At 72.1% G+C, this 21,467-nt stretch carries 35 protein-coding genes; 26 read left to right on the top strand and 9 right to left on the bottom strand.

Annotated elements, in window-relative coordinates; genetic code table 11:
- Nucleotides 1-66: 66 nt before the first annotated feature.
- The 3 genes from AB0I41_RS05235 to AB0I41_RS05225 form a co-directional block, all read right to left on the bottom strand.
- Nucleotides 67-1,371 carry a hypothetical protein gene (locus tag AB0I41_RS05235; RefSeq protein ID WP_357102044.1) on the bottom strand — a complete coding sequence of 435 codons (1,305 nt, stop codon included), beginning with the start codon at nucleotides 1,369-1,371 and terminating at the stop codon, nucleotides 67-69.
- Between the two features lie 101 nt (nucleotides 1,372-1,472).
- The gene (locus AB0I41_RS05230) at nucleotides 1,473-2,003 is read right to left on the bottom strand and encodes a hypothetical protein (RefSeq protein ID WP_357102042.1); all 531 of its coding nucleotides are present in this window, start codon (nucleotides 2,001-2,003) and stop codon (nucleotides 1,473-1,475) included.
- Nucleotides 2,000-2,614, bottom strand: coding sequence for a hypothetical protein (locus tag AB0I41_RS05225; RefSeq protein WP_357102040.1), 615 nt, complete (start codon nucleotides 2,612-2,614; stop codon nucleotides 2,000-2,002). Before AB0I41_RS05225 ends, AB0I41_RS05230 begins: the two co-directional genes overlap by 4 nt.
- A gap of 174 nt (nucleotides 2,615-2,788) precedes the next feature.
- Between AB0I41_RS05225 and AB0I41_RS05220 the strand changes: the two genes are divergently transcribed.
- Nucleotides 2,789-3,655, top strand: coding sequence for a Rieske 2Fe-2S domain-containing protein (locus AB0I41_RS05220; protein WP_357102038.1), 867 nt, complete (start codon nucleotides 2,789-2,791; stop codon nucleotides 3,653-3,655).
- A 150-nt stretch (nucleotides 3,656-3,805) separates the two neighbouring features.
- Here AB0I41_RS05220 and AB0I41_RS05215 read toward each other — a convergent pair whose 3' ends face one another.
- Entirely contained in the window at nucleotides 3,806-4,006 is a 201-nt protein-coding gene (locus AB0I41_RS05215; protein WP_357102036.1) for a DUF397 domain-containing protein, read from the bottom strand.
- Nucleotides 3,997-4,764, bottom strand: coding sequence for a helix-turn-helix transcriptional regulator (locus tag AB0I41_RS05210; protein WP_357102034.1), 768 nt, complete (start codon nucleotides 4,762-4,764; stop codon nucleotides 3,997-3,999). The genes AB0I41_RS05215 and AB0I41_RS05210 overlap by 10 nt, the downstream gene beginning before the upstream one ends.
- A gap of 194 nt (nucleotides 4,765-4,958) precedes the next feature.
- Here AB0I41_RS05210 and AB0I41_RS05205 point away from each other — a divergent pair, with 194 nt between their 5' ends.
- Nucleotides 4,959-5,192 carry a hypothetical protein gene (locus AB0I41_RS05205; protein WP_357102032.1) on the top strand — a complete coding sequence of 78 codons (234 nt, stop codon included), beginning with the start codon at nucleotides 4,959-4,961 and terminating at the stop codon, nucleotides 5,190-5,192.
- On the top strand, nucleotides 5,189-5,437 hold the full coding sequence (locus tag AB0I41_RS05200) for a flavin reductase (protein WP_357102030.1): 249 nt from the start codon (nucleotides 5,189-5,191) through the stop codon (nucleotides 5,435-5,437). Before AB0I41_RS05205 ends, AB0I41_RS05200 begins: the two co-directional genes overlap by 4 nt.
- 62 nt (nucleotides 5,438-5,499) lie before the next feature.
- On the opposite strand, the gene AB0I41_RS05195 is transcribed toward AB0I41_RS05200, so the two are convergent.
- The 4 genes from AB0I41_RS05195 to AB0I41_RS05180 all read right to left on the bottom strand — a co-directional run bounded on the left by AB0I41_RS05195 (nucleotide 5,500) and on the right by AB0I41_RS05180 (nucleotide 9,075).
- Nucleotides 5,500-6,408, bottom strand: a complete 909-nt coding sequence (locus AB0I41_RS05195) for a CU044_5270 family protein (protein ID WP_357102028.1) — start codon at nucleotides 6,406-6,408, stop codon at nucleotides 5,500-5,502.
- Entirely contained in the window at nucleotides 6,401-7,015 is a 615-nt protein-coding gene (locus AB0I41_RS05190; RefSeq protein ID WP_357102026.1) for an RNA polymerase sigma factor, read from the bottom strand. Before AB0I41_RS05190 ends, AB0I41_RS05195 begins: the two co-directional genes overlap by 8 nt.
- 351 nt (nucleotides 7,016-7,366) lie before the next feature.
- Nucleotides 7,367-8,554, bottom strand: a complete 1,188-nt coding sequence (locus tag AB0I41_RS05185) for a tyrosine-type recombinase/integrase (protein ID WP_357102024.1) — start codon at nucleotides 8,552-8,554, stop codon at nucleotides 7,367-7,369.
- A 65-nt stretch (nucleotides 8,555-8,619) separates the two neighbouring features.
- Nucleotides 8,620-9,075 carry a hypothetical protein gene (locus AB0I41_RS05180; protein WP_357102022.1) on the bottom strand — a complete coding sequence of 152 codons (456 nt, stop codon included), beginning with the start codon at nucleotides 9,073-9,075 and terminating at the stop codon, nucleotides 8,620-8,622.
- 234 nt (nucleotides 9,076-9,309) lie between these two features.
- Between AB0I41_RS05180 and AB0I41_RS05175 the strand changes: the two genes are divergently transcribed.
- The 23 genes from AB0I41_RS05175 to AB0I41_RS05065 all read left to right on the top strand — a co-directional run bounded on the left by AB0I41_RS05175 (nucleotide 9,310) and on the right by AB0I41_RS05065 (nucleotide 21,460).
- Nucleotides 9,310-9,621, top strand: coding sequence for a hypothetical protein (locus AB0I41_RS05175; RefSeq protein ID WP_357102020.1), 312 nt, complete (start codon nucleotides 9,310-9,312; stop codon nucleotides 9,619-9,621).
- Nucleotides 9,618-9,872: a hypothetical protein gene (locus AB0I41_RS05170; protein WP_357102018.1), complete on the top strand. Its 255-nt coding sequence runs from the start codon at nucleotides 9,618-9,620 to the stop codon at nucleotides 9,870-9,872. The genes AB0I41_RS05175 and AB0I41_RS05170 overlap by 4 nt, the downstream gene beginning before the upstream one ends.
- Nucleotides 9,869-10,129: a hypothetical protein gene (locus tag AB0I41_RS05165; RefSeq protein WP_357102016.1), complete on the top strand. Its 261-nt coding sequence runs from the start codon at nucleotides 9,869-9,871 to the stop codon at nucleotides 10,127-10,129. Before AB0I41_RS05170 ends, AB0I41_RS05165 begins: the two co-directional genes overlap by 4 nt.
- 284 nt (nucleotides 10,130-10,413) lie before the next feature.
- Nucleotides 10,414-10,839: a hypothetical protein gene (locus AB0I41_RS05160; protein WP_357102014.1), complete on the top strand. Its 426-nt coding sequence runs from the start codon at nucleotides 10,414-10,416 to the stop codon at nucleotides 10,837-10,839.
- Nucleotides 10,836-11,180 carry a hypothetical protein gene (locus AB0I41_RS05155; protein WP_357102012.1) on the top strand — a complete coding sequence of 115 codons (345 nt, stop codon included), beginning with the start codon at nucleotides 10,836-10,838 and terminating at the stop codon, nucleotides 11,178-11,180. The genes AB0I41_RS05160 and AB0I41_RS05155 overlap by 4 nt, the downstream gene beginning before the upstream one ends.
- Complete coding sequence (locus tag AB0I41_RS05150) at nucleotides 11,177-11,392, top strand: hypothetical protein (RefSeq protein WP_357102010.1); 216 nt, start codon at nucleotides 11,177-11,179, stop codon at nucleotides 11,390-11,392. Before AB0I41_RS05155 ends, AB0I41_RS05150 begins: the two co-directional genes overlap by 4 nt.
- Nucleotides 11,389-11,724 carry a hypothetical protein gene (locus AB0I41_RS05145; RefSeq protein ID WP_357102008.1) on the top strand — a complete coding sequence of 112 codons (336 nt, stop codon included), beginning with the start codon at nucleotides 11,389-11,391 and terminating at the stop codon, nucleotides 11,722-11,724. The genes AB0I41_RS05150 and AB0I41_RS05145 overlap by 4 nt, the downstream gene beginning before the upstream one ends.
- Nucleotides 11,721-12,095 carry a hypothetical protein gene (locus AB0I41_RS05140; RefSeq protein ID WP_357102006.1) on the top strand — a complete coding sequence of 125 codons (375 nt, stop codon included), beginning with the start codon at nucleotides 11,721-11,723 and terminating at the stop codon, nucleotides 12,093-12,095. Before AB0I41_RS05145 ends, AB0I41_RS05140 begins: the two co-directional genes overlap by 4 nt.
- The gene (locus tag AB0I41_RS05135; RefSeq protein WP_357102004.1) at nucleotides 12,089-12,346 is read left to right on the top strand and encodes a hypothetical protein; all 258 of its coding nucleotides are present in this window, start codon (nucleotides 12,089-12,091) and stop codon (nucleotides 12,344-12,346) included. The genes AB0I41_RS05140 and AB0I41_RS05135 overlap by 7 nt, the downstream gene beginning before the upstream one ends.
- The gene (locus tag AB0I41_RS05130) at nucleotides 12,343-12,591 is read left to right on the top strand and encodes a hypothetical protein (protein ID WP_357102002.1); all 249 of its coding nucleotides are present in this window, start codon (nucleotides 12,343-12,345) and stop codon (nucleotides 12,589-12,591) included. The genes AB0I41_RS05135 and AB0I41_RS05130 overlap by 4 nt, the downstream gene beginning before the upstream one ends.
- Nucleotides 12,588-13,025, top strand: a complete 438-nt coding sequence (locus AB0I41_RS05125) for a hypothetical protein (RefSeq protein WP_357102000.1) — start codon at nucleotides 12,588-12,590, stop codon at nucleotides 13,023-13,025. Before AB0I41_RS05130 ends, AB0I41_RS05125 begins: the two co-directional genes overlap by 4 nt.
- Nucleotides 13,018-13,533 (top strand): hypothetical protein, encoded by a 516-nt coding sequence (locus tag AB0I41_RS05120; protein ID WP_357101998.1) that lies wholly within the window; start codon nucleotides 13,018-13,020, stop codon nucleotides 13,531-13,533. The genes AB0I41_RS05125 and AB0I41_RS05120 overlap by 8 nt, the downstream gene beginning before the upstream one ends.
- Nucleotides 13,526-14,473, top strand: a complete 948-nt coding sequence (locus AB0I41_RS05115) for a hypothetical protein (protein ID WP_357101996.1) — start codon at nucleotides 13,526-13,528, stop codon at nucleotides 14,471-14,473. Before AB0I41_RS05120 ends, AB0I41_RS05115 begins: the two co-directional genes overlap by 8 nt.
- On the top strand, nucleotides 14,470-14,652 hold the full coding sequence (locus AB0I41_RS05110; RefSeq protein ID WP_357101994.1) for a hypothetical protein: 183 nt from the start codon (nucleotides 14,470-14,472) through the stop codon (nucleotides 14,650-14,652). The genes AB0I41_RS05115 and AB0I41_RS05110 overlap by 4 nt, the downstream gene beginning before the upstream one ends.
- Nucleotides 14,653-14,658: 6 nt before the next feature.
- Nucleotides 14,659-14,853 carry a hypothetical protein gene (locus tag AB0I41_RS05105; RefSeq protein WP_357101992.1) on the top strand — a complete coding sequence of 65 codons (195 nt, stop codon included), beginning with the start codon at nucleotides 14,659-14,661 and terminating at the stop codon, nucleotides 14,851-14,853.
- Between the two features lie 25 nt (nucleotides 14,854-14,878).
- Nucleotides 14,879-15,193 carry a hypothetical protein gene (locus AB0I41_RS05100; protein ID WP_357101990.1) on the top strand — a complete coding sequence of 105 codons (315 nt, stop codon included), beginning with the start codon at nucleotides 14,879-14,881 and terminating at the stop codon, nucleotides 15,191-15,193.
- On the top strand, nucleotides 15,190-15,525 hold the full coding sequence (locus tag AB0I41_RS05095; protein WP_357101988.1) for a hypothetical protein: 336 nt from the start codon (nucleotides 15,190-15,192) through the stop codon (nucleotides 15,523-15,525). Before AB0I41_RS05100 ends, AB0I41_RS05095 begins: the two co-directional genes overlap by 4 nt.
- A 1-nt stretch (nucleotide 15,526) precedes the next feature.
- Nucleotides 15,527-16,315, top strand: a complete 789-nt coding sequence (locus AB0I41_RS05090) for a hypothetical protein (RefSeq protein ID WP_357101986.1) — start codon at nucleotides 15,527-15,529, stop codon at nucleotides 16,313-16,315.
- Nucleotides 16,316-16,471: 156 nt separating this feature from the next.
- The gene (locus AB0I41_RS05085; RefSeq protein ID WP_357101984.1) at nucleotides 16,472-17,560 is read left to right on the top strand and encodes an HNH endonuclease; all 1,089 of its coding nucleotides are present in this window, start codon (nucleotides 16,472-16,474) and stop codon (nucleotides 17,558-17,560) included.
- Entirely contained in the window at nucleotides 17,557-18,438 is an 882-nt protein-coding gene (locus AB0I41_RS05080) for a hypothetical protein (protein WP_357101982.1), read from the top strand. The genes AB0I41_RS05085 and AB0I41_RS05080 overlap by 4 nt, the downstream gene beginning before the upstream one ends.
- Nucleotides 18,435-18,737, top strand: a complete 303-nt coding sequence (locus AB0I41_RS05075; RefSeq protein WP_357101980.1) for a hypothetical protein — start codon at nucleotides 18,435-18,437, stop codon at nucleotides 18,735-18,737. Before AB0I41_RS05080 ends, AB0I41_RS05075 begins: the two co-directional genes overlap by 4 nt.
- Nucleotides 18,738-19,287: 550 nt before the next feature.
- On the top strand, nucleotides 19,288-19,845 hold the full coding sequence (locus AB0I41_RS05070; protein WP_357101978.1) for a helix-turn-helix domain-containing protein: 558 nt from the start codon (nucleotides 19,288-19,290) through the stop codon (nucleotides 19,843-19,845).
- Nucleotides 19,820-21,460, top strand: coding sequence for a hypothetical protein (locus AB0I41_RS05065; protein ID WP_357101976.1), 1,641 nt, complete (start codon nucleotides 19,820-19,822; stop codon nucleotides 21,458-21,460). Before AB0I41_RS05070 ends, AB0I41_RS05065 begins: the two co-directional genes overlap by 26 nt.
- Nucleotides 21,461-21,467: the final 7 nt, after the last annotated feature.

The raw sequence follows: 21,467 nt of genomic DNA, 5'->3' as shown, positions 1-21,467 counted from the left end.
CAGCCGGGCGTTTCCGCGTGTACGGCCTGATCGGTGGGCCGGCCCCGCCGGGCCGACCCACCTCACTCACGTGGTCGGGCCGGTCACCGCCACCTGGTAGTCCACCGCCTTGTAGTGGTTCCCGCCCCACAGCAGCAGCGTGTACGGCCCGGCGGCGGGCAGGACGCAGTACTCGACGGAGGACTCGTTGCAGATGTACCGGCCGGTGTCGTCGTACAGCTTCCACGTGATGGACTGCTGGTCGACGCGGATGTCGACGTGGCCGGCCGTGGTGGTGGAGAACGAGTGGCAGACCCTCTGGTTCGGCTCCAGCCGGCCCTGCCCGGTGGCCGTGCCAGGGTCGCCGGCCGGCGACAGCGCCGAACAGCCGACCGCCTGGGAGATGCGCGGCAGCCGGATGGTGTAGGGCGCCCCCTTGCCGTCGATCTGCTGAATGAAGACCCGGTACGGCCCGGGGTTGCTCAGCGTGCAGTCGGAGGCGTCGTAACCGGTCTGGCAGAGGTGCCACTGCCGTGCGTCCAGGATGTCCACCCGAAAACCGGTCAGATCACGCGCGTGCGGCTCGGCAATGAACAGCTTGCTGCCAGTGGGCTGGGCGAACGTGAAGCAGCGGGCAGCCAACCCGGCCGGGAGGGTGCCGCTGGCTCCCGCCGAGGCCCAGGAGAAGACGTCCTCCGGCAGTTGCCCGCACGCCGACGGCGTCCGCCTCGACTCGATCGAGAGGGTGTAGGCCCCCTTCCCGCTGCCGCTCTCGGTCGTCACCGTGACCGTGTAGGCACCGGCAGGGCCGAGCCGGCACTGGTTGAGGTACTCGCGGTAGGGGTCGAGCTCACAGGCCTTCCAGCCGTCCTGGTGGTTCACCCGGACGGCGAGGCTGGCACCCGCCACCTCCACCACCTGGACGTACAGAACGTCCGAGTCGGCGGTCGTGGTGAACGTCCAGGTGTCCTGCGCCTGGCCGATGATCAACCCGCAGCTCTCGACCGTGCCGAAGGCCAGCTTGCCACCGCAGAAGGAGCGGGGAGGCCGCTGCGCCGGGGTGATGGTGGCCGACCGGGTCCGGGTCTGCTCCGTCGTCAGCCCTGCGGTCCCGGACCTGGCCGGCGACGGGGATGCGGCGAGGGCCGGCGCGGTAAGCGACGACGCCCGGGTGGTAGCGGTCGGTGACGATGCCGGGGACACGGCCCCGGTGGGTGCGCTCGCCGTGGACGAACTGGTGGTGGCCGCGGCCGGCGTCGTCCCGCTGGTAGCTGCGGCGGACGGCCCGACCAGGAACGCTGGGACGGTCAGCACGGCCGCGGCGGCCAGCGCGAGCCGTGGAAATCCTCTGCTGGTCCGCTTCTCCGGGTAGGCGGACAGGGTTGTCCTCACATCAACTCCCCCGTGAAGATGCCACGTCATCTGCGCGGCGAGAAGATGATTCCACGGAGGCCGACCATGGACAATCAGCCTCGCGTCCAAACCGCGCTGGTTCAGCAGGGGCCGTAGCCCTCGTCGAAGAGGCGGCGGGCCCAGTCGGCGTACCCGGCGATGATCTCCCGCACGGCGGTGCCGTCGTGCAGGAAGAGGTACGCCCGGTCGCCGTCGCGGGCGAACAGCCCGTCGAACCGGTACGTCCGCTGTGGAGCGTCCAGTCGGGTCGCCAACGGGTAGCTGGCCAGCACCTCGCTGACCGGTGTGCCGACGGTGATCCCCTCCGGGGTGCTCATCGGGTCGTCCAGCCAGAGCAGGACCAGCCGGTCGTCTACGAAGATGGGGCTGGTCGCCCCGTGTCCCGCCAGCGTCGGCCCGCAGGCGTCGCCCTCGGCGCGCAGCACTCCGCGGCGGGTCAGCTCCTGCTCGGTGTCGCCGAACTCGATCTCGTCCAGGCCGCTGAGGCCGACCACCGCCGTGTCGCCGACCGGTCGGGCCGGCACGTCCGGCCCGAGTGGACGGACACCGCTCCCCGAGATCGAGGCAGCCGTCATCAGCGTGGCAATGAATACGAATTGTCGCAGTTTCATGGAATCCCCCAGTCCCCAACGGGACCGGGGCGTTCAGGTTGCTGTTCGTCGGCAGATTGCCGGTATTCCCACTCCTCGGCCAGGTCGTCCCAGTAGTCGGCGGACAGGCCCCGCCGCCCGTGCGCCAGCCAGCCGTCGGTGTGCCGCTCGAGGTGCAGGCCCAACTCGGCGAAGGGGTCGATCCACGCGCCGGGCTCCGCCCCGAGTCGGGCGAGCGCCACGTTGAGCGGCCAATCCGCCCGTGGCCCGTCGAGGAGCCGGTCGACGCGCGGTCCCCAGCTCGTCTCGCCACCCAGCCACACCACCGCCGACTGGTAGCCGAGGCCGCCGCCGAACTCCGCCTCCAGGTACGCCACCGGGCCCTGCCGCGACCAGCGTGCCAGCACCTCGACCAGGGCTGCCGAGAGCACCAGGTGGAACGGCTGCTCCGGATCGCGTTCGGCGACCGAGAAGTCGGGCAGCGATCCGGTCAGCTCCTCGACCAGCTGCGGGGTGACCGGCAGCAGCGCGAAGTCCTGCCGGAGCGCGGCGAGGACGGCGTGATCCAGGTCGGCGGTCTGCTCCCGAAGCAGCTCGACGTCCGCCACGACCGCGCTGAGCTGGTAACTCATCGGATCCCCTCGCCATCCACAGGCTGTGGATGGAACATGTGTACGACGGATCGGCCGCCCGTCGCCGGATCTCCGCACCGTACCGTTGAGACTGGGCACGTTGTAAGGAACAACGGGCCCTCCGGCAGCGGGCGCTGGGGTTTCAGGGCCCAATGGCGGGGTAAGGGCGGCGCCATGCGTGCCGGGCTGATGAAGAAGCTGGAGCGGGCATCCGCGCTGGATCGGGTGGGGGACCGGCTCCAGCCCAGGGTCTGGTCGCTGCTGCGGCCGCAACGGGTCAAGGATGCCCTGCACGGGGTGTGGCTGGGTCATCCGCTGCACCCGGCGCTGGTGCAGGTACCGATGGGCGCGTGGATCAGCAGCGCCGTCCTCGACCTGATGCCCGGGCGGACGCCCGGGCAGGAGCGGGCCGCCACGACCCTGGTGGCGGTCGGCACGGCGAGCGCGCTGCCCGCCGCGCTGACCGGCATCAACGACTGGTCGTGGCTCTGGCAGGAGGAACGGCGGGTCGGCCTGGTGCATGCCGCCACGAACACCCTGGCGGTGGCTCTCTACGCGGGCTCGCTCGCCGCGCGGTTGCGCGGGCGGCACGGGCTCGGCCGTACGCTCGGGTTGTTCGGCCTGGCGGCGGTGAGCGCCGGTGGCTACCTCGGCGGCCACCTCGTCTACAAGCAGACCGCGCAGGTCAACCAGGGCGCCCCGGACATGCACCGGGTCGAGTACGGGTGGCGTCGGGTGGCCGAGGTCGACTCGCTGCCCGAGGGCCAACTGCTGACCCGGCGGGTCGACAACGTGCCGGTGGTGGTCTATCGCGACGGCACCGACATCACCGTCATGCTGGACCGCTGCGCCCACCAGAGTGGGCCGCTCGGACAGGGCAAGGTGATCCAGGTCGACGGGCAGCCCTGCGTCGTCTGCCCCTGGCACGGCAGCACCTTCCAACTGAAGGACGGCGAGGTCGTGCACGGCCCCGCCAGCACCGACCAGCAGGTGCTGCCCACGCGCATCACCGACGGCGTGCTGGAGGCCGCACTGCCCTGACCACAGAGGCATCTCATCCAGGTTTGGTCTGATACACACTGGGTTGGTGCCGTGCTGGTCGCCCACGGCACCGCCCGTGCCGCAATCGCTTCCCATCCAGCCCGTGATCGTTGGCGGCTCAGCTGCAGCCGCCCCGGCGTGTCGACGTGCTCAGCTGCCAACGTTCCAGCGTGCGACCCGGGCGACGAACACGCGCCAGGCCGCCGGCGCGAACACGAGCGCCGGCCCGGTCGGGTCCTTCGAGTCCCGTACGCCGACGATGCCGGGCAGGTTGTCGGCCACCTCGACGCAGTCGCCACCGTTGCCGCTGCTGCGACTGCTCTTGCGCCACCGCGCGCCGTTCAGCTCCATGTCTCCGCCACTTCCGTGATGAGGTCGACAGACTGCCAGTGGGACAGCGCCTCGCCGCGCACGTTCTCCCACGCTGCCATCATGGCCGCGATGTCCTCAAGGTCGCTAACCACTTGCCCCTGGAGCTGGTTGTCGAGGTAGCCGGCAACCCGGTGGTCGTGGCTGTTCGCGATCACGAACGGCCCGTTGAGACCCGCGTAGGCACCGACGGTGGACGGCACGACGTGGACCCGGACGTGCGGCTCCGTGCACGTCGTGACGAGGGCCTGCAGTTGCTCGTGCATGGTCGTCCGACCCCCGACCGGCCGGCGGAGGATCGCTTCGTCGATGACGGCCGTCAACTGCGGAGGCTCGTCCCGGTTGAGGATGCCCTGGCGGGCGAGCCGGGCCGCCAGATGCCGCTCGATGTCATTGCGGGCGAGCAGGCCGCCGCCGGCCAGCACCGCGCGGGCGTACGCCTCGGTCTGAAGAAGGCCGGGCAACACGACTGACTGATACGACCGCAGCGACACTGCTTCGCGCTCGATCTCCTGCCAGGGGCGGAACCAGATCGGGTCCCGACGTCTCGAAGTGTCCGGCCATATGTCCGAGATGTCCCGGCGGAGGGCCTCCGCTGCCGCGAGGCGGTGCCGAGCATGCGGGATGCGGCCCTCGGTCAGCCACCGCGCGACGGTCTTCGGGTCGACGCCGACTTGCTCGGCGAGGGATTCGGTCGTGTGCCCGGTGTCGCTCAGTGCCACCCGCAGCGCGTCGTTCACGGCCCCTCCATCGGATGTCTCGAATATCTGCCGAACATATCGTTACGCGGTGTATCTGTCTGGTGACGCGCGCAAGGGTGGTCTCACAGGACGGCGCGGCCGGTGGAGGCGAGGGAGCCCGGCGGTCGGCGTCAGTCACGGGGCCGCCCCGGCGGGGAGGCGGGGCGGCCCCCTCCACCGCGAAGGAGTCACGGATGAGCCTGACCGTCGGCGCGACGATCCGCGTCCCCGCCGACGCGTATCGCTTCGGTGCGGGGCCGCTGACCCTGCGGATCACCGAGGTGCTGAGCGTCGGCCCGTTCGAGGGAGCGCAGTGGGCCGAGTTACGCGGCCACGAGGTGAACCCGGACGGCACGCTCCGCACCGGTGAGCGCTTCGCGTTCGTCCGCGTCGACCGGGCCGGCGTCGTCGAGGTGCCGGCGCGGTGACCCGCCACCGGGAGCACGTACCCACCCGACCGACCTGGCGCTGCCAGGCGTGCGGCATCGCCTGGCCCTGTTCGGCGGCGAAGCTGCGGCTGCTCGCCGAGTACCGCCATGATCGGGTCGCGCTGACCGTCTACCTGGCGACCCTCCAGGCCGAGGCCGCCGATCAACTCGCCGGCCTCGACCACGCCCTGTCCCCGGCCGGCCTGACCGACCGCTTCGTCTCCTGGGCCCGCCCGCGCGGGTGACCCTCCCCGCCGTACGACGAAGGGCCGGCCCCGTGCGGGGCCGGCCCTTCACGGTTCGTGGGTCAGTTCTGCGTGCCGACTCTGTCGACGATGTCGACGGTCAGGATGGCTGATTCCGGCATGCCGAGGAAGGCGTGGGTGTTGGCGTCGAAAACGAGTTGACCCGACTTCCCGTCGGACGACCAGCCGATCCCGATACCGGGTCGTCCGCTCCCGTCGGTGGCGTTCTCGACCACGGTGAGGTTGGGCATACCCGCCACGACGTCGAAGAGCGCGGCGCGTGCATTCGGTCGTAGGTAGGACTCGTCGACCAAGGTCAGGATGTACTTGCCGAGGGCGTTGGTGTCGCCGGGCGCGGCGCCGCTGTGCGCCGTCAGGTAGGCGGACAGGGCATCGGCATCGGTCGGCAGATCCTGGATGTAGGCGGGTTCCGGTACGCACGGTTCGGTCCGCGTCGGGTCCACCTGGCCGCCCTTCTCTACCGCCCGGCGGCCGTTGCGGCAGCCAGGGAGGGGAATCTGCTCGGTGCGGCCACCGACCTGGTCGAGCAGGAGCCCGTCCCGCGTCCCATCGACCGAGCGCCAGATCTGCCGGATCTCGCCGCCCGACTGTGACTTCACGTAGACGAACTGGTTGGCACGTGGCTCCACATCCGGGACCCGCAGCGCCGCCGCCGCGGCCTGGTGCAGCACCTGGGCGGCTTCGGCATTGGCCGCGGGTACCTCGCCGCCGACCTGGTCAGGAGCCAGTACGTACACCGCGACGGCGAGCGCGGCGCTGGCGGTCGCGGCGAATCCGGTCCAGGCGAGCCGCCACGTGGACCGGCGGCGTGCCGGCCGGACGGTCCGTACGTCGGTGCTGGGTGGCGCCGCCATCGCACTCGCCAACCGGTCGCGGGCCTGGGCGAGCCGGTCGCTGGTCGGCAGCGGGGTCTCCTGACCGAGTTCCTGGATCAGTTGGATGTCATCCATGGCGTACCTTCTCCTCTGCGATGTTGCTGGGGTTGGTGTGACCGATCGACTTCTGGACCTGTTGTCGGGCCCGGTGCAGGCGGGATCGGACGGTGCCGATCGGAATGGCGAGCGCCGCGGCGACCTCGTCGTAGCTGAGTTGCTCCCAGGCGATCAGCAGCAGGACGTCCCGGTCGCCGTCGGACAGCTCGGACAGCGCAGTGGTCAGCACCGACCGCAACGCCTGCGCGGTCACGTCGTCCGCAACCTGATCGGCGTGGCTCGGGCCGGTCGGTTCGGGGCCGAGAGCGTGACGAAGGCGGTACGCGGACAGCTCGGCGCGATGATGCCGCCTGCTCAGGTTGGTCGCGATGCCGTACAACCACGGCCGGGCGTCCTGCCTGGTCAGGTCGTACCGTTTGCGGCTGTCGAACGCGGTCAGGAAGGTCTCGCCCACCAGGTCGTCGGCAAGTTCCGCGTTCAGCCGCCGGGCCAGGTATCGGTGGATGTGCGCCGCGTGCCGGTCGAAGATGATCCCGAATCGTTCCGGCTCGCGTACTGACTGCTTGATGACCGCCGCGTCGTCCGCCGCGTCGACGGGGATCGGGTCTTGTCTCGCTCGGTTCATTGACGACCTTCCACGGGAAGTGGGTCTCCGCCCTGTTATTGCCACCCCGACGGAAACGAGTTCACGGCGGAGGCCGGCAGCACGGCAACCAGCGGTGCGTCGAGAGCGGTGCGGACGGCAGAGCGGGCGACAGGGCGGGCGACATGGCTCTTCCGCCAGGAAGCGGAACGCGGCGGGGAGGCCCGCCGGCCGACCGGCCCGAACCGGGCGGTCGAGACGACAAGAGGCGAGAGCGACCGTAGAGACGACTCAGGGCCGGTCCCCGGTGGGGCCGGCCCTGTCGTTTTTCCTGCTCAAGAGAGCGGAGGATACGAGATTCGAACTTGTTTATCGCCCCAGGTCAGGGGCTTGTCACCCCTCCTGACCAGGGGTTTCGGCGGGGTCGACGGGGGCTGACGGGGGTCCGGCGGGGGCGGGTTCCCCTACGTTTCCCCTAAAGTCGATCTTGCTCATGGCTGCCTCCACTGCCGCCACCACACCCTCGTCGACCTCCGGCAGAAGGTGACCGTACCGCTCATCGGTGAACCCGATGTCCTTGTGGCCGATCCGCCTGGAGATCGCCGACAGCGGCACGTTGGCCGCGATCAGCCACGCCACGTGGGTGTGCCTCAGGTCGTGCAAACGCAGTCCGGGGAAGCCGGCGGTCTTGCGTACGAGCCACCAGATCTCGTAGAACTCCTTGCGCCGGATCATGCCGCCCTGCGGGCCGGTGAAGACGCGGTCGTCCGGCTTCTTCCCGTCCAGCAGCGGGCGCAGCATCTCGCCGATGTCCTTCGGGAACGACACGTACCGCTTCCCGCGCTTCGTCTTTGGCGTCTGGTCGACCGGCCGACCGCTCACCTCGACTGTCTGGAGCCGGACGTGCAACCGGCCGCGCACCAAGTCGATGTCCCGCCTCCGCAGCCCCATCGCCTCGGACCAACGTAGCCCGGTCGCGAGGAAAAGCAGGATCAGGGGCCGCCAGTGCTCCGGCACCGCCTCGACGAGCCGATCGGCCTCCTCGGGCGTCAAGAAGAGCATCTCGTCCCGGTCGTCGTCCTCCTCCGGCAGCAGCGTGTGCTCGCACGGGTTGTGGCGGATGTACTTGTGGGTGATCGCGGCGGCCATGATGACGTAGAGCTGGCCGTGAGCGTTCCGGACGGTCTTCGACGCCAGCGGCCGAGGCTTCTTGACCTTGGTCCGCCCGTCGAGCAGGTCGTTGGTCCACCGCTGCACGATGAGCGGCTGATCGGACAGCTCGCCCAGGCGCAGGTGTCCGAGCATCGACAGGATGTACCGGTTGATCACGCCTTCGATGCTCGGCTGGCTGGTGGCCTTCAGCGCCCGCTTGTAGGCCGGCCACCAGGTGGCCACCCACTCGGCGAGGGTCAGCTCGCCGCCGCGCGGCACCAGGGCGTCCCCGCGTAGGGCGTCCGCCTTCATGATCGTCATCGCGTTCTGGGCGGCCGACTTCGTCTCGTATCCGCTGGCCAACGTGATCTTCTCACCAGCGATGAGCTCGCGGATTCGGTAGCTGCGGCCGTTCTTCTCGACCCACATGGAATCTCCCCAGGGCATGGGTGAATGAGCCGCGGCCGGGCCGGCGGCGATGGGAAGGGTTGGTGCTACGCGCTGCGGCGCGCCTGCTCGATGCGGTAGGTCAGCTCCCGCATCCGGCGCTGCTTGTCGCGCTCGCGCTGCTCCACGATCAGCCGCTCGTCGGCGGCGCGCATCTCCTCCAGTTGCTGGAGGACCTCCGCCTTTGTTTCGTCGTCGAGGTCCGACTCCAGGACTGCGCGCTGCTCTTCGTCGATCTCTTCGTCGGTGGGCCGGTAGGGCAGGTCGGCGGGCTGGAGAACGCCCACTCGCACGAGCAACTCGACCGGGTTTAGCTCGAACGTCTCGGCGACCCTGCGGACGTTCGCCTCGCGCACCGCGACCGCCCGGTCCAACCAGTTGGAGACCGTGCGCACGTCTACGCCGACTGCTCGCGCGAACGGCGCCTTCTTGCCTCTGGTCTCGGAGTCGAGGAGCTCTCTGACGACCTTGGCCCACTCGTTGACATCGACCTCGCCGACCATAAGGCCATCGTATCGGGAATGTATTCCCGGACCTGCATTCACGGCAGGCCGTAGCACGTAGGTGCGTCGCGGGTCGCGTCTACCACCGCTGACACGGGCAATCGCTCTGAGTCGAGCGCGTGCCTTCAATCCTCTCTGGGCCATGCTGGGAAATCTATCCGGGAATGCGTTTCCGGCCAAGTGGGCCGAACGGCTGAGTTGCCGGGCGCGCGCTTCCGGCGTACGGTCCCAAACGTGAAACAGGAAACACACTCCCGGAAGCGCGTACCACGCCAGCCGGAAACGCCCGCCCGGGTGCGAGTGCGCCTGGTTCCGTTCTCGCTGGCAATGCTGGCGCTCGGCCGACAGCGCGAGTCACAGCAGGCGCACCTGCTGGAGATGGACATCAAGACCCTGAAGCGGGCGCTTGCCGGCGAGTCGGTGGGCGAGAAGTTCATGAGCCAGACGATCTCCGTCTTCCGGCAGCACAGCGACGAGCTCGCACGCCGAGGCCTCCAGGTTTCGCTCGACGAGTACTTCGAGGTCCCGACCGAGGGCGCCGCATGAGCCACGGCCTGGAGGTGTTCACCTTCGCCGAGCTGGCCGCGCTGTGGAAGACCGGCGAGGACTGGCTCCGCAGAGGCGTCTCTGCCCGGATGTTCCCGCACCACCGCATCGCCAACGAGATCCGCTTCACCCACGAAGACGCCGCCGCGATCCTGGCCAGCCGCGCGGTGAAGCCCGCACATGTCCCCACCCCCGACGAGGTCGCGGCGAAGCGCGCCGAAGTCGGCCAATCCAAAGGAGTTGCAGCATGACCGGACCTGACACCGGCGGCCCCCCGTCCGGGCCGGGGTTCAACCTCAACCTGAGCGTCCTCGGCAAGCAGATGGCCGAGCGCATCCGCCTGGAGGCGGCCGCGTCGAGCGCCGGCGCCAGGGGCGTCACGGCGTCGCCGCTGTCGCGCGAGCAGCGCGAGGACCGCTACCGCCGGCAGACCGGGTCGCCGGAGCTGACCCCGCGTCAGCGGCGCCGGCGCGACCACAAGGCCAACCGGGCCAGCAGCCGGACGTAGCGGTCAGGTTTTCACGCCGCTACGCCTCGGCCAGCAGCTCGAACTGCTGGCCGCCACCCCGATCGATCAGTGAGAGGAGGAAGCCATGGGAGTCACCCTGCCGAATCCGAAGCCGCCGCCCCCGCCGCCGCCGTGGCCGCGACCGCGCCCCTGCTGACCCCACCAGACCCCGGGTGGCCAGCCGCGACATCAGCCTCCGGCCAGCCACCCGGAACGCAAGAAACGAGGCCCCGTTGCAGCGGGGCCTCCCACCCGGACAACCAACCGTCAAGCAAGGAGTCCAGATGTACCAGACCGTACCGCAGAGCAGCAGCAGCGCCTTGCCCGCCAACCCGGCGCAGGTCGCCGCGGACTGCTGGCTGTCCCTCGCCGCCGACCTGCGCCAGGTCGCCGACCGGATCGCCACCCTCGCCGGGACCGACACCCGACCCGCGAGCGTCAACCTCGCCATCCTGGGCAGCGTCATGGAGGGCGACGCCGAGCGGATGGTGCCGCTGGTCGACGCCCTCGCCGCCGCCTTCGGCACCACGGCCGCCATCGGCGCCGATGGCGGCCGGCGACGCGACCAGTACCGGGCCGACCCCCTGGTCGGAGGCGTGAAAGTCTGCGTCTACACCTACGTCCCCGAGCCGGAGGACGCGGAGAAGGCGGCGATGCGCGCCGAGCTGGACGCCCTGCGCGCGCAGCTCGCCGAGGGCGGCACCCGGTGACCGCCCCGACCGTCGAGGACGTCGAGGACGTCTTCCTCACCACCCTGCGCGCCACCCTCACCACCGCCACCACCGATGACCTGGCCGCGATCGCCCAGCACTGGGCCGGCCTCACCGGCCACGTCGCCGACACCGCCCGCCACCTGGTCGACGCCGAGTTCGAGACGCGCATCGCCGTCGCCCACGTCCGCGACAGCGCCCACCAGGCGGTCGCCGCGTTCGGGGTGGTCACCCGCCGGCAGGCCCGCATCCTCCTCGGCTACTGGATCGGCCGGGACCAGCTCAACGACGCCGACGTGGAGCACGTCGTCGGTCTGTTCCCCGCCGGAGGTGCCCGGTGACGTCGCCCTGGCCCAACCCGCCGCAGCTCCCCGGCGCGCCCCGCGTCGACGCCCCGGTGTTCCCCGCCCAGACGCTGACGCTGACGCTGACGCTGACCGTCGACGACCCGCACCCGGACGCGTACACCGCGATCGACGGGGTCGTGACGATCCCGCCGCACCTGCTCGGCCTGGCCCCGCTGGTCGACCCGGCCCTTCGGGGTGTCGCGTGAGCCTCACCGCCACGGCCCGGGTCGGCCACCACCGGCCCGACCCGGCCGACACCCGGGACGCCACCGGCCGCCGGCAGATCGCCGACCCGGTCAGCGCCGACTACAACCCGCTCCACCCGGCCACCCGGCTCCGGCTCAACCCCAGCCGGTGGCAGGACCCCGACGTCGCGCTGCCCGCGCCCGTCGACGAGCTGACCGGCCGCATCGACCCGGCGGACGTCCTCGCCCTGGCCGCCGAGCCGGTCGAGCCGCCGGCCTCCCGTGACGAGGTGCTCGCCGAGCTGCGCGGCGACCTCACCCACCCCGACGACACCCAGGGAGCCGAGCAGTGACCGCCCTGACCCCCGCCCAGTACGACTTGGCGGCGGCGGCGGCCGCGGTGCTGCTCTCCGCGCTGTGCGCGGGACTGCTGGTGTGGATCGTGCTGATCCTGCGGTCCGACCGTCACGACCACCTGGTGCGGGTCATGGCGGTCGCCCCCGCGCCGCCGGCGCCGTCAGCGGCGGGCCCGCCGGACCGGCCGCTGGTGAACCCACGCTTCGCCGAGTACATCGCCGCCAGGTCGGCCGAGTTCGCCGCCGCGCACCACGCCTGTCGCCCGCACATGCCGGTCTCGGTCGGCGTGGACATCGCCACCGTCGCGGCCGCGTACCCCGACGGGCGGGTCTCCGCCGTGTGGACGGGGGTGACGTCGTCGTGGTGACCACCACCGTGCGTACCGCGACCACGGACGAGCAGCCGAAGGTGCTGTGTCTGGACTACCGCACACCGGTGACGACCGCGGCGTCGCGGGCCCGCCGGATCGGCGCCGGCTGCTGGCGCAAGCGCAAGGCCAAGGCCCGCGCTGCCGCTGCCCCGGTCGCCCTGCCCGGCCTGTCCGGGCGGGGCGGCCCCGGCCAGACCGGCCCGGACCTCCTCGACGACGACCAGGACGGCGAGGACGACCTCCGATGACCGTCAGCAAGCCGGCACGGCGGATCTGCCCGCAGTGGGACCCGGACCCCGACATCGGCCGGGACCACCGCCAGCGGCTCACCTGCCGCAAATGCCTGCGCGTCGGGGAGGCCGGCGACGCCAACCACACCCCGGCCGCGCCACCACCAGCACCGAAGAGCCGCATCTCGCCAGCACTCGCCGCCGCCGCGCAAGCCCGCGACGCCGCGATCCTCGGCGAGACAGACCGAGAGGAGTACCGGTGACGGGTCTGCCGTACACCGACGCCGACGTGCAGCTGGCCTACGACGCCTTCGTCAAGGCGTGGACCGCTCACGAGCTGGTGCACCCGGTGCCTGAGGTGTGCCCGCACGCCCGGGACGTGGCTGAAGAGGACTGCTGCGACGAGCACGGCATCCGCGGCGCGCTCGACGCGCTTGCCGCCGCCGGCCGGCTCGCCCCCGCCGACGACGACCCCCGCCACATCATCGACATCAGCGTGGACGGCTGGACCATCAAGCACCCGCTCAGCTGCCGACCGAACCTCTTCGACTGTCCCGTCAACCGCCTCGCCGAGCAGGGCCTGGGCGCCGTCGCCGGTCCGGTGTACGCCGGCCGGTTCGAATGCTCGGTCAACGACCTCGGTGACCGGCTGCTCATCGGCGACCGCGTCGACCTGGAGGTGCGCCGCGATGGGTGACCGACTGACCGACGCCGAGCTGCGCGCCGCCGCGGCGGCCCGGCCCGGCTACGCCACCTATCCCGAGTACCGGCCCGGTCAGCCCGAGCGGCTGGGCCGCCTGCCCGCGGTGCCGGCCCGTCCCACCGCGCTGTTCACGGCCAGGTCGACGAGCCTCAGCGAGGACGAAGCCCGCGCCCTCAAGGACAGCTTCGTGGCCGCCGCCAAGCTCTGGAACGCAACGCTGCCCGCGCCGCCGGCGGCCGCGCTGGATGCTCGTCCTCCCCTGCCCGCCCAGCCGGCCGAGCCCGAGGCGGTCACGCTGGCCGCCCTGCCGGAGACGCACGTCTACGACTTCCAGCCGCGACTGATCAAGGCCCGGCCGTGGTGGCGGCGCCGCTGGCACTGGGGTGTCATCGCCGCCGCCGCCCGGACGCGTCACGGCTACGCGTGGACGGAGGCCGGCGCCCGCCGGCGTACCGCCCGCGAAGTGCGGCGGGCAGCCCTGCGCGGCGGCGACCGTGGCTGACCTACCGGTGTACGAGGGCTGGCGGCGGGTGCCGTCCGGGCTGTTCAGCAAGACGCAGCTGGCGGATCTGGACTTCCCCCGGGTGCCGGGCGGGCCGGTCCGGGCGTACGCCGACGTCGCGAACTGGCGCGGCAAGAAGGAGTTCGTCGAGCTGTACGCGCTGCCCGAGTCGCTGCCGTCGCTGGCGACCGCCGCGCAGCTGGAAGCCGCCCGCGCCCGCGCCCGCCCCACCGCGGGCACCATCCGGGTGTGTGAGGGCTGCGGGGCGCACCCGGACCGCCCGGTCACGGCGGTCGACGTCAGGCCCTCGGACGGTCCCACGGTGCCAGCGACGGTGGCCCGGCTGTGTCCGGCGTGCGCGCGCATCGCTCGCCTGCAGGATGCTCTCCGCAAGGCCGCCGACCTGCGGGCGCTGCACGCCCGGTGGGCGGCCGAGGTGCTCGACCCGCAACGGTCGCCTTCGGTGGTGGTGCGCGTCGACGAGGTGCTCCGGCCGCCCGCGCCGTCCGGCCGGCAGAACCCGGCCCCGGTCGCCCTGGTCGTGGACGCGGTCGACGCAACCGGCAGGCGCCTGATCGACGCGACGATCCGGCTCGCCGGCACGCGGGTGAAGGCGGTCCCGGCCGGGGCGCTCGCCCCGAACGCCATCGAGGAGCAGGTGCGGGCGGCCCTGTCCGGGGTGGTGGTCACCTGGATGCCCGCCGAGCTGTGGCACCTGCGCCGCGTCTACCGCATGACCACCTCGCCCGGCTCGTACGCCCAACCCAACCCACACGACCTGAAGCTGCGGGCCACCTACTGGCGCGGCGAGATCGACCCGCAGGCGCACGGCCTGACCTACAGGACCGCGATCGACCCGGGCACCGCGGATCGGACGCTGCTGCTGCTGCGCCGCATGGCAGCCACCGACCTGTCCGCAGAGCAGGGGCCGCAGCGATGATCCGGCCGGGTCTGTGGGCGGTGGCCAGCGCAGTGCTCGGTCGGCCGGTGTCCCGCGCCGAGCGGTACCCGCACCTCTGCGGCGCCACCGTCACCGCGACCCGCACGGGCACCCCGTACCGCTACAAGGCCCGGGACTGCGCGGCGTGCTCCGAACGGCTCGGGCCGGGGCCGGGGTGATGGGCCGTGACGAAGGACGAACTGGTCCTCGCCCTGGTGCTGGAGCGTTTCGGCCCGCCGCCGCTGCCGCCGGCGATACCGCCGCACGCGGTCGATCAGGCCTTGGCCGTCCCCGCAGCGCCGCCGCCTACCGAGACCGCACGTCGCCGTGGGCACCTGGTGGTGCTCGACGGCGGCTCGACCACCACGGCGGCCGCGTGACCGCCCCCGCACGATCGGAGCACTGATGGAGATCTCCCTCGACCTGGAGCAGGTGAAGCTGCTCGCCGCCGTCGACGACGGCCGGGTGCACCGCAGCCCCCGGGCCCGGCCGCCGGACTTCGAGAAGGACCCCGTGGTCACCGGCGCGTACAAGCGGGCCACGCAGCGGCTGGCCACGCTGATCAAGATGCGGCTGGTCGAGCTGGACGGCGGCGACGACAACGTCACCCGCCGGTGGAAGCTGACCGGCGTCGGCGAGCGGGTCCTCGCCGAGGCCCGCGAGCAGCCGGCCGACGCCGCGGCCGAGCCGGCAGACGATCCGCCGGGACCGAACCTGTGAGCGCCCCGCGCCGGCGCGGCCGGCCGGCCTGGGAGGCGGACCTGGCCGCCCGGCAGCCCCGGACCTCGGCGGAGGCCGAGGCCCGGGCCCGCAAGGGCCGCGCGCTGGTCGACGCAGCGCTCGCCGGCGACGCCCCCGCCACCGCGGCGGTCACGGACGAGCCGTCGCCGCCAGCCGGCTACGAGTACGTGGCCTGCGTCGGCTGCTACCGGCCCGTGTGGGGCCTGCCCGGCTCCCGCTGCCCCGCCTGCAAGCCAGCACCGGCCGCGACCACCGCCACAAGCACCCCGGACGCCGCCGGCGCCGGGCACACCACCGACCCAACGAGGTGACATGACCACCATCGTGGCCTTGGACCTGGAGACCACCGGGCTGGACCCGGACCGCCACCACATCTGGGAGATCGGCGCGGTCGTCCGCGACCACCGCGACCCCCGCTACAACGGCCGGTGGCAGATCATGCTCCGCCCGAACCTCGCCGCGGCCGAGCCGGCCGCGCTGCGTATCGGCCGCTACTACGAGCGCGCCACCCCGTACGTCGGCGACCGTGACCAGCCGCCCAGCAAGGTCCTCGGCTCGGACACCGGTCCGGTTACCTGGGTGGTCGAGGCTCCGCCCGGCAAGGCAGGCATGGGCGGCTGGGGGCCTGTTACGGAGCTGGGAGGGGTGCCCCGCCGGGCGGTCGCACGCTGGCTCGCGCAGATCCTCGACGGTGCCACCATCGTCGGCGCGAACCCGGCGTTCGACGCCGGCTTCATGGCGCGATTTCTCCGCGCGCACGGGCACGCCCCGACCTGGCACCACCACCTGGTCGACGTCGCCGCGCTCACGGCCGGCTACCTGGCTGGCACCCGCGACGGCTACAACACCTCGGTCGAGTGGCTGGCCGACGCCCACAACGGCTCCCCGCAGTGCGGCACCTGCCAGGTGCCGCCGCCCGACCTGGACACCGTCGAGATCCCGACGCCGGCGTGGCGCACCGGCGACCTCGCGGACCGGCTCGGCGTCACCTGCGCGCCGGAGCTACGCCACACCGCACTCGGTGACGCCGCCTGGGCGCTGGCGATCTACGACCAGGTGATGACCGGGAAGGACTCGGTCGGGGGTGGCGACCGTGGCTGAGCGCACCGACCGGCCCGTACCCGACCCACCGTCCCCGTAGGCGCCCACCGCCGCCGCTCGTCCCTCAGCTCGCCGCTCGGCGCGGCCACCTATCGGGTGGCCGCGCTTCGCCATACCGGGAAAGCCATAGATGTTGATCTTTAGGTGGGTGTGCTGATGCCGTATTGGCTGGAATCTGACACCTTCGCCGTCGACCCGGTGTGGGAGGTCCTCGCTGACGGGGCCGCGGACCTGGTCGACGCGCTCCAGGCGGCGTACTGCCGGCTGAAGTCGACATCGGCGCAGGTGATGTCGGACGGCTACCTGACCGAGCGGATGGCCCTGCAGCAGTGCCGCGGCCGGAAGAAGCTGCTCGGGCTGCTCACCGGCGGCGTCCTCGATCAGCCGCCGCTGCTACACCGTCCAGGCGACCAGTGCGAGTGCCTCGGCGAGCACTGGATCACCGGCTACGCGTACCGGATCCACGCCTTCTCCAAGCGCAACCCGAACCGCCGGGAGTACAACCGCAACCGGGCGCAGAAGGCGGACCTGCGCGACGCCCGACTCAAGGCCTTGGTCTACACCCGCGACGGCGGCTGTTGCCGCTACTGCGCTTCCGGGCCGCTGTCGCCCAAGTCCGGACGGGCCAAGGACCCCCGCAAGCGGATCCACTACGACCACGTCGACCCGGACCAGCCGGCCGGCCCGGACGCCGAGAACATGGTGCTCTCGTGCAAGCGCTGCAACGAGCACAAGGGCCACAGGCTGCCACACGAGGCGGACATGGTGCTGCTGCCGGTGCCCACCCCGGAACAGGCCGCACGGCTGCGGGCCCGCGATCAGGTGCTGCGGGACCTGCCCACCGATCACGCGCCGATCACCGACGAATCGACGTCAGATCACGATCACCATCAAAACCCGGCCGTCGACCGCACTGATGAACGGATCACCGAACCGGAACGCGATCAGAACGTCGATCTGACGCCACCAGTGCATCCAACGCCGGCGCTGACCACGACCGCGCCGATGACCAATCAGCGGCCGCAAGGGTCCGGGCTGGGTCGGGGCGGGGAACCCGAGTCGATAGCGCCCCCACCAGCTCCCCGGACCCCCTGGTCGAACCAGCCGGCCCGCAGCCCAGAGCACCCCGACATCTACCACCGGCGCTCCCGCCCGGCCCCGCCTGAACCTGACTACGTCTGGCCACCCGGTGCCGTACCCGCTGCACCAAGTCCGGATCCACACTCCCGGGAGGAACAGCCATGACCGCAGCGAAGGTGCCGACGGGCATCGCCGACGTGCATGCGGCCGTCGAGCGGCTGCGAGAGTCCTGGACTTGGTTGGGGCTGCTCGTGACGCCTGGCCCGGAGCGGCGCCCAGGGCGGGCGGTCGATGAGCAGCAGGCCGAGGTCCTGGAGGCCCGTGGGCGCAGCGATCGTGCGTACCGGGCGTGGAACCTGGCGCGGGGGATGACCGCGCTCGCGCCGTCGGCCGCGGCCGCGCGGCTGGACGTCGTCGACGCCCAGGCCGCTGTGCACCGCGCCGTGACCGGCCTGGCGGATCGCGTGGCCTCCTACCGGGCCAGCTCCTACGTCGGCCGCCGCACCGGCGCCGTCGACGCCGTGGCGGACGTGCTGGACTGGCTCACCGCCGGGGGGCCCGGCCGTCCGTGGGTGGCCACCGCCGGCGGGGAGGTGTGGCGAGCCGGCGTCGTCGACGAGCTACACGAGCACCGCGACGCGCACCTGCTGACCCACATCCACCGCGTGCTGACCGCCGCCGGTGACACCGCCCGGGCCGCCGCCGGCGTCGTTGCCGAGGCGGTGCAGCCCCTCGCGCACCGCTGCCCGGCGTGCCGGCACCGGTCGCTGCAGCTACACCACGAGGGCCGCGACAAGAGCCGGTGGACGGTCCGCTGCGTGCGCCGGCCCTGCCTGTGCACCGGCGAGGGCTGCGGCTGCCTGCGCCGCGACCGCCGCCCGGGCCTGGCGCACGTGTGGACCCGCGGCGAGTTGGACGGCCAGCACGGGCTGGCCACCGCGGTGGCGATCGCGCAGCGGCTCACCGAGCAGGGCTCCCCGCGACCCCGTGTCGCTACGACGTCGGCCGGGCACGGCGGCTGGGCGGAGCGGCGGCGGGCATGAGCGGTGTGGTGGTGGTCGACGGCGTGCAGTGGTGGACGACCTCGTACGCGGTGGCGCAGCTGCGCGTCGACCGGAAGCTGATCAACCAGTGGGTGCTGCGGTCCCGCCGCGCCGGCCACGTCGCCGGCGCGGGCCCGCAAGCCTGCCCGCGCTGCCAGTCGCACCCGGACGGCTTCCCGCACGTCGACCCGCCGGTGCGCCGGCGGGACGTCTACGGGTACGTCGGCGAGCAGCTGGTGGAGGCCGAGGCGAGGACGTTCGGGGCGACGCGTGGTGGGGTGACCCGAACAGGTGTTTGACAAGATCAGTGTCGGCATATCACCATGTGTGCAGCGCCTGGAGTCTGCCCGTGGCGCGGCCGACCGCCCCGCCTCTGTGCGGGGCGTACGTGTAGGTGGGTAGCTGGTGGTCGCCCGGTCAGCGGGGCGCAAGGGCAGGCGGCACAGAGCGGCCAAGGTGGACCTGCGCAGCAAGTCCACCAGGTGCTGGCTGTGTGGCCACGAGGGCGCCTACGAGTTGGACCATGACCCGCCGCGCAAGGTGCTGCTGCAGCTGGGCCTGGACCCCGACGACCGCCGCTATCACAAGCCCGCGCATGGCACGTCGTGCCCGTGCCCGACGTGTGGTCAGCGGTGCAACCAGGTCCGCGGCGACCGGCCGCCCAGGCAGCCGCGGATGACCCACGAGTGGTGACGCCAGGTGCGTCATGTGATGCACCTGGACGCCCCCCGGGGGGTGAAGTCCGTGGCGACGATCGCCGGGAGGCCCCAGGGAGGCCAGCCCCCTTTTTTTCTCCCCGAAGGGCTGTGACCTGCGGAAATGGTCAAGGTGACGCAAGATCAGACCCGTGTGATCGGGTCCGCGATCAACGCGGTGATACGTGATCGGATCCGGGATCTGCGGGACCGGGCCGGCCTCGGCCGCGACGAGCTCGCCGCGCGGGCCCGGGAGTACGGGGCGCCGGAGTCGTTCACCGCGAACGTGGTCGGCTTCCTCGAGCGCGGCCGCCGTGGCCTGACGCTGGAGGAGCTGCTGGCGCTCGCTGGCGCGCTCGAGGTCACGCCGTTGGAGTTGCTCGGCGACCAGGCGGCGGTGCTGGTCGGCGAGGGCCAGGTCGACGCGCCGGTGTGCCCGAGCTGCGGCGGCGAGGCCGGCCAGCTCGAAGCCACGCTCCGCGGCGACGTCGCCAAGCTCGGCGATCTGGGGCCGTTGGAGGACACGCTGACGAAGACGGCGATCCGGCTGGCCGCCGAGATCGACGGGCTGCGCGGCGACGGGATCAAGGAGCTGCCGCGGCTGACCCGGGAGTTGCGCTCGGCGGTGGAGCAGGTCCTGACCGGGCGGCGCGCGGCCCCGGATCCGGACGACGAGGACGACGACCTTGACGATCTCGGCTCCCCCGATTGACCAGGCGTACGCCGAGAAGGTCCGGGAGGTCTACGGGCTGACCTGCCTGCCCCGCTGGGGCACCCGCCGCAACTTCGACCGCCCGACCCTCGGCGGGAAAGCGGCGAAGGTCTCCAAGGCCCTCGGCTCGCCGTACATGCCATGGCAGCGGTACACCGCCGACATCGGCCTGGAGATCGACCTCGACACCGGCCTGCTGGCGTACCGGGGTGTGGACCTCACGGTGCCGAGGCAGTCGGGCAAGACCACCACCGTCCTGTCGGTCGCGGTGCACCGGGGCAACGCGTGGACACGGCAGCGGATCCTCTACGGCGCGCAGACCGGCACCGCCGCCCGAGAGAAGTGGGAGGACGAGCACCTTCCAGCCTTGGAATCGGCCAAGGCGTTCCGGGGCAAGTACCGGGTCCGTAAGGCCAACGGCCGCGAGGCCATCCTCTGGGGCAAGACCCGCTCGATCCACACCCTGACCACCAACCGGGAGCTGTCCGGCCACGGCAAGGTCCTCGACCTGGCGCTGCTCGACGAGTACTTCGGGCAGGTCGACTACCGCCTGGACCAGGCCACCGGCCCGGCGATGATCACCCGCCTGAACGCGCAGAAGTGGCGGCTGTCCACGGCCGGCACCAGCCGGTCCGTGCCGTTCAACGCGATGCGCGCCCGCGGCCGCGCCGCCGTCGAGCAGGGCCGGCAGAGCAAGATCGCGTTCCTGGACTGGTGCGCGCTGCCGGGCATGGACCGCACCGACCCGGCCGTCTGGCGGACGTGCATGCCGGCGCTGTGCCCGGCCCCGGTCCGCGGCGTCTGCCGCTGCTCCACCGAGTGGCGACACACCATCACCGAGGACGCGGTCTTCGCCGAGCTGGAGTCGATGGCCGCCGACCTGGCGGAGTTCGACCGGGCGTACCTGAACATCGCCCGCGAGGACGGGGAGGTCGACCGGGACCCGAACGTGCCCACCCCGGAGGAGTGGGAGCTGCTCGGCGACGCGGAGAGCGTCGGCACTGACGTCGTCGCGATCGCGATCGACATCACCCCCAAGCGCGACCACGCCGTCATCGTCGGCGCTGGTTTCGATCCGCTCGGCCTGCCGCGGATCGTGGTACTCGAGTACGGCGAGGGCACCGGCTGGCTGCGGGAAAGCATCGAGAAATGGCACGCCAAGCTGCGGCCGGTCGCCTGGACGCTCGATGAGAAGTCGCCGGCGGCGACGCTGGTCCTGCCGATGGACCGCGCGGGCATCCCCCGGATGAAGGAACGCAAGGAGGACTGGGAGCGGGGCCACCTGTGGATCCCCACCGTCCCCCAGTACGGGGCCGCGTGCGGCGACTTCACCGACACCGTCCGGCAGGGCCAGCTGGTGCACCTCGACCAACCGGAACTCACCGTCGCGATCGACGGCGCCGCCAGCCGCCCGATCGGCGACGGGCTCTGGGCGTGGGGCCGCAAGATCGCCTCGGCGGACATCTCTCCGCTCGTCGGCGCGTCCCTCGCACTCGCCGCGCTGCTGCGCTTCCAGGACCTGGCCACCCGGGCGCAGATCGCCGTGGCGGCCGCAGCCAGCACCCCGCCGCCGACCGGCGACATGTACCGCCCTGCCGGGCGGCTGACGATCTGAGGAGGGC

The organism is Micromonospora sp. NPDC050200, from assembly GCF_040656135.1.
Lineage (GTDB): Bacteria > Actinomycetota > Actinomycetes > Mycobacteriales > Micromonosporaceae > Micromonospora.
This window is presented reverse-complemented; position numbering and strand designations above follow the sequence as displayed.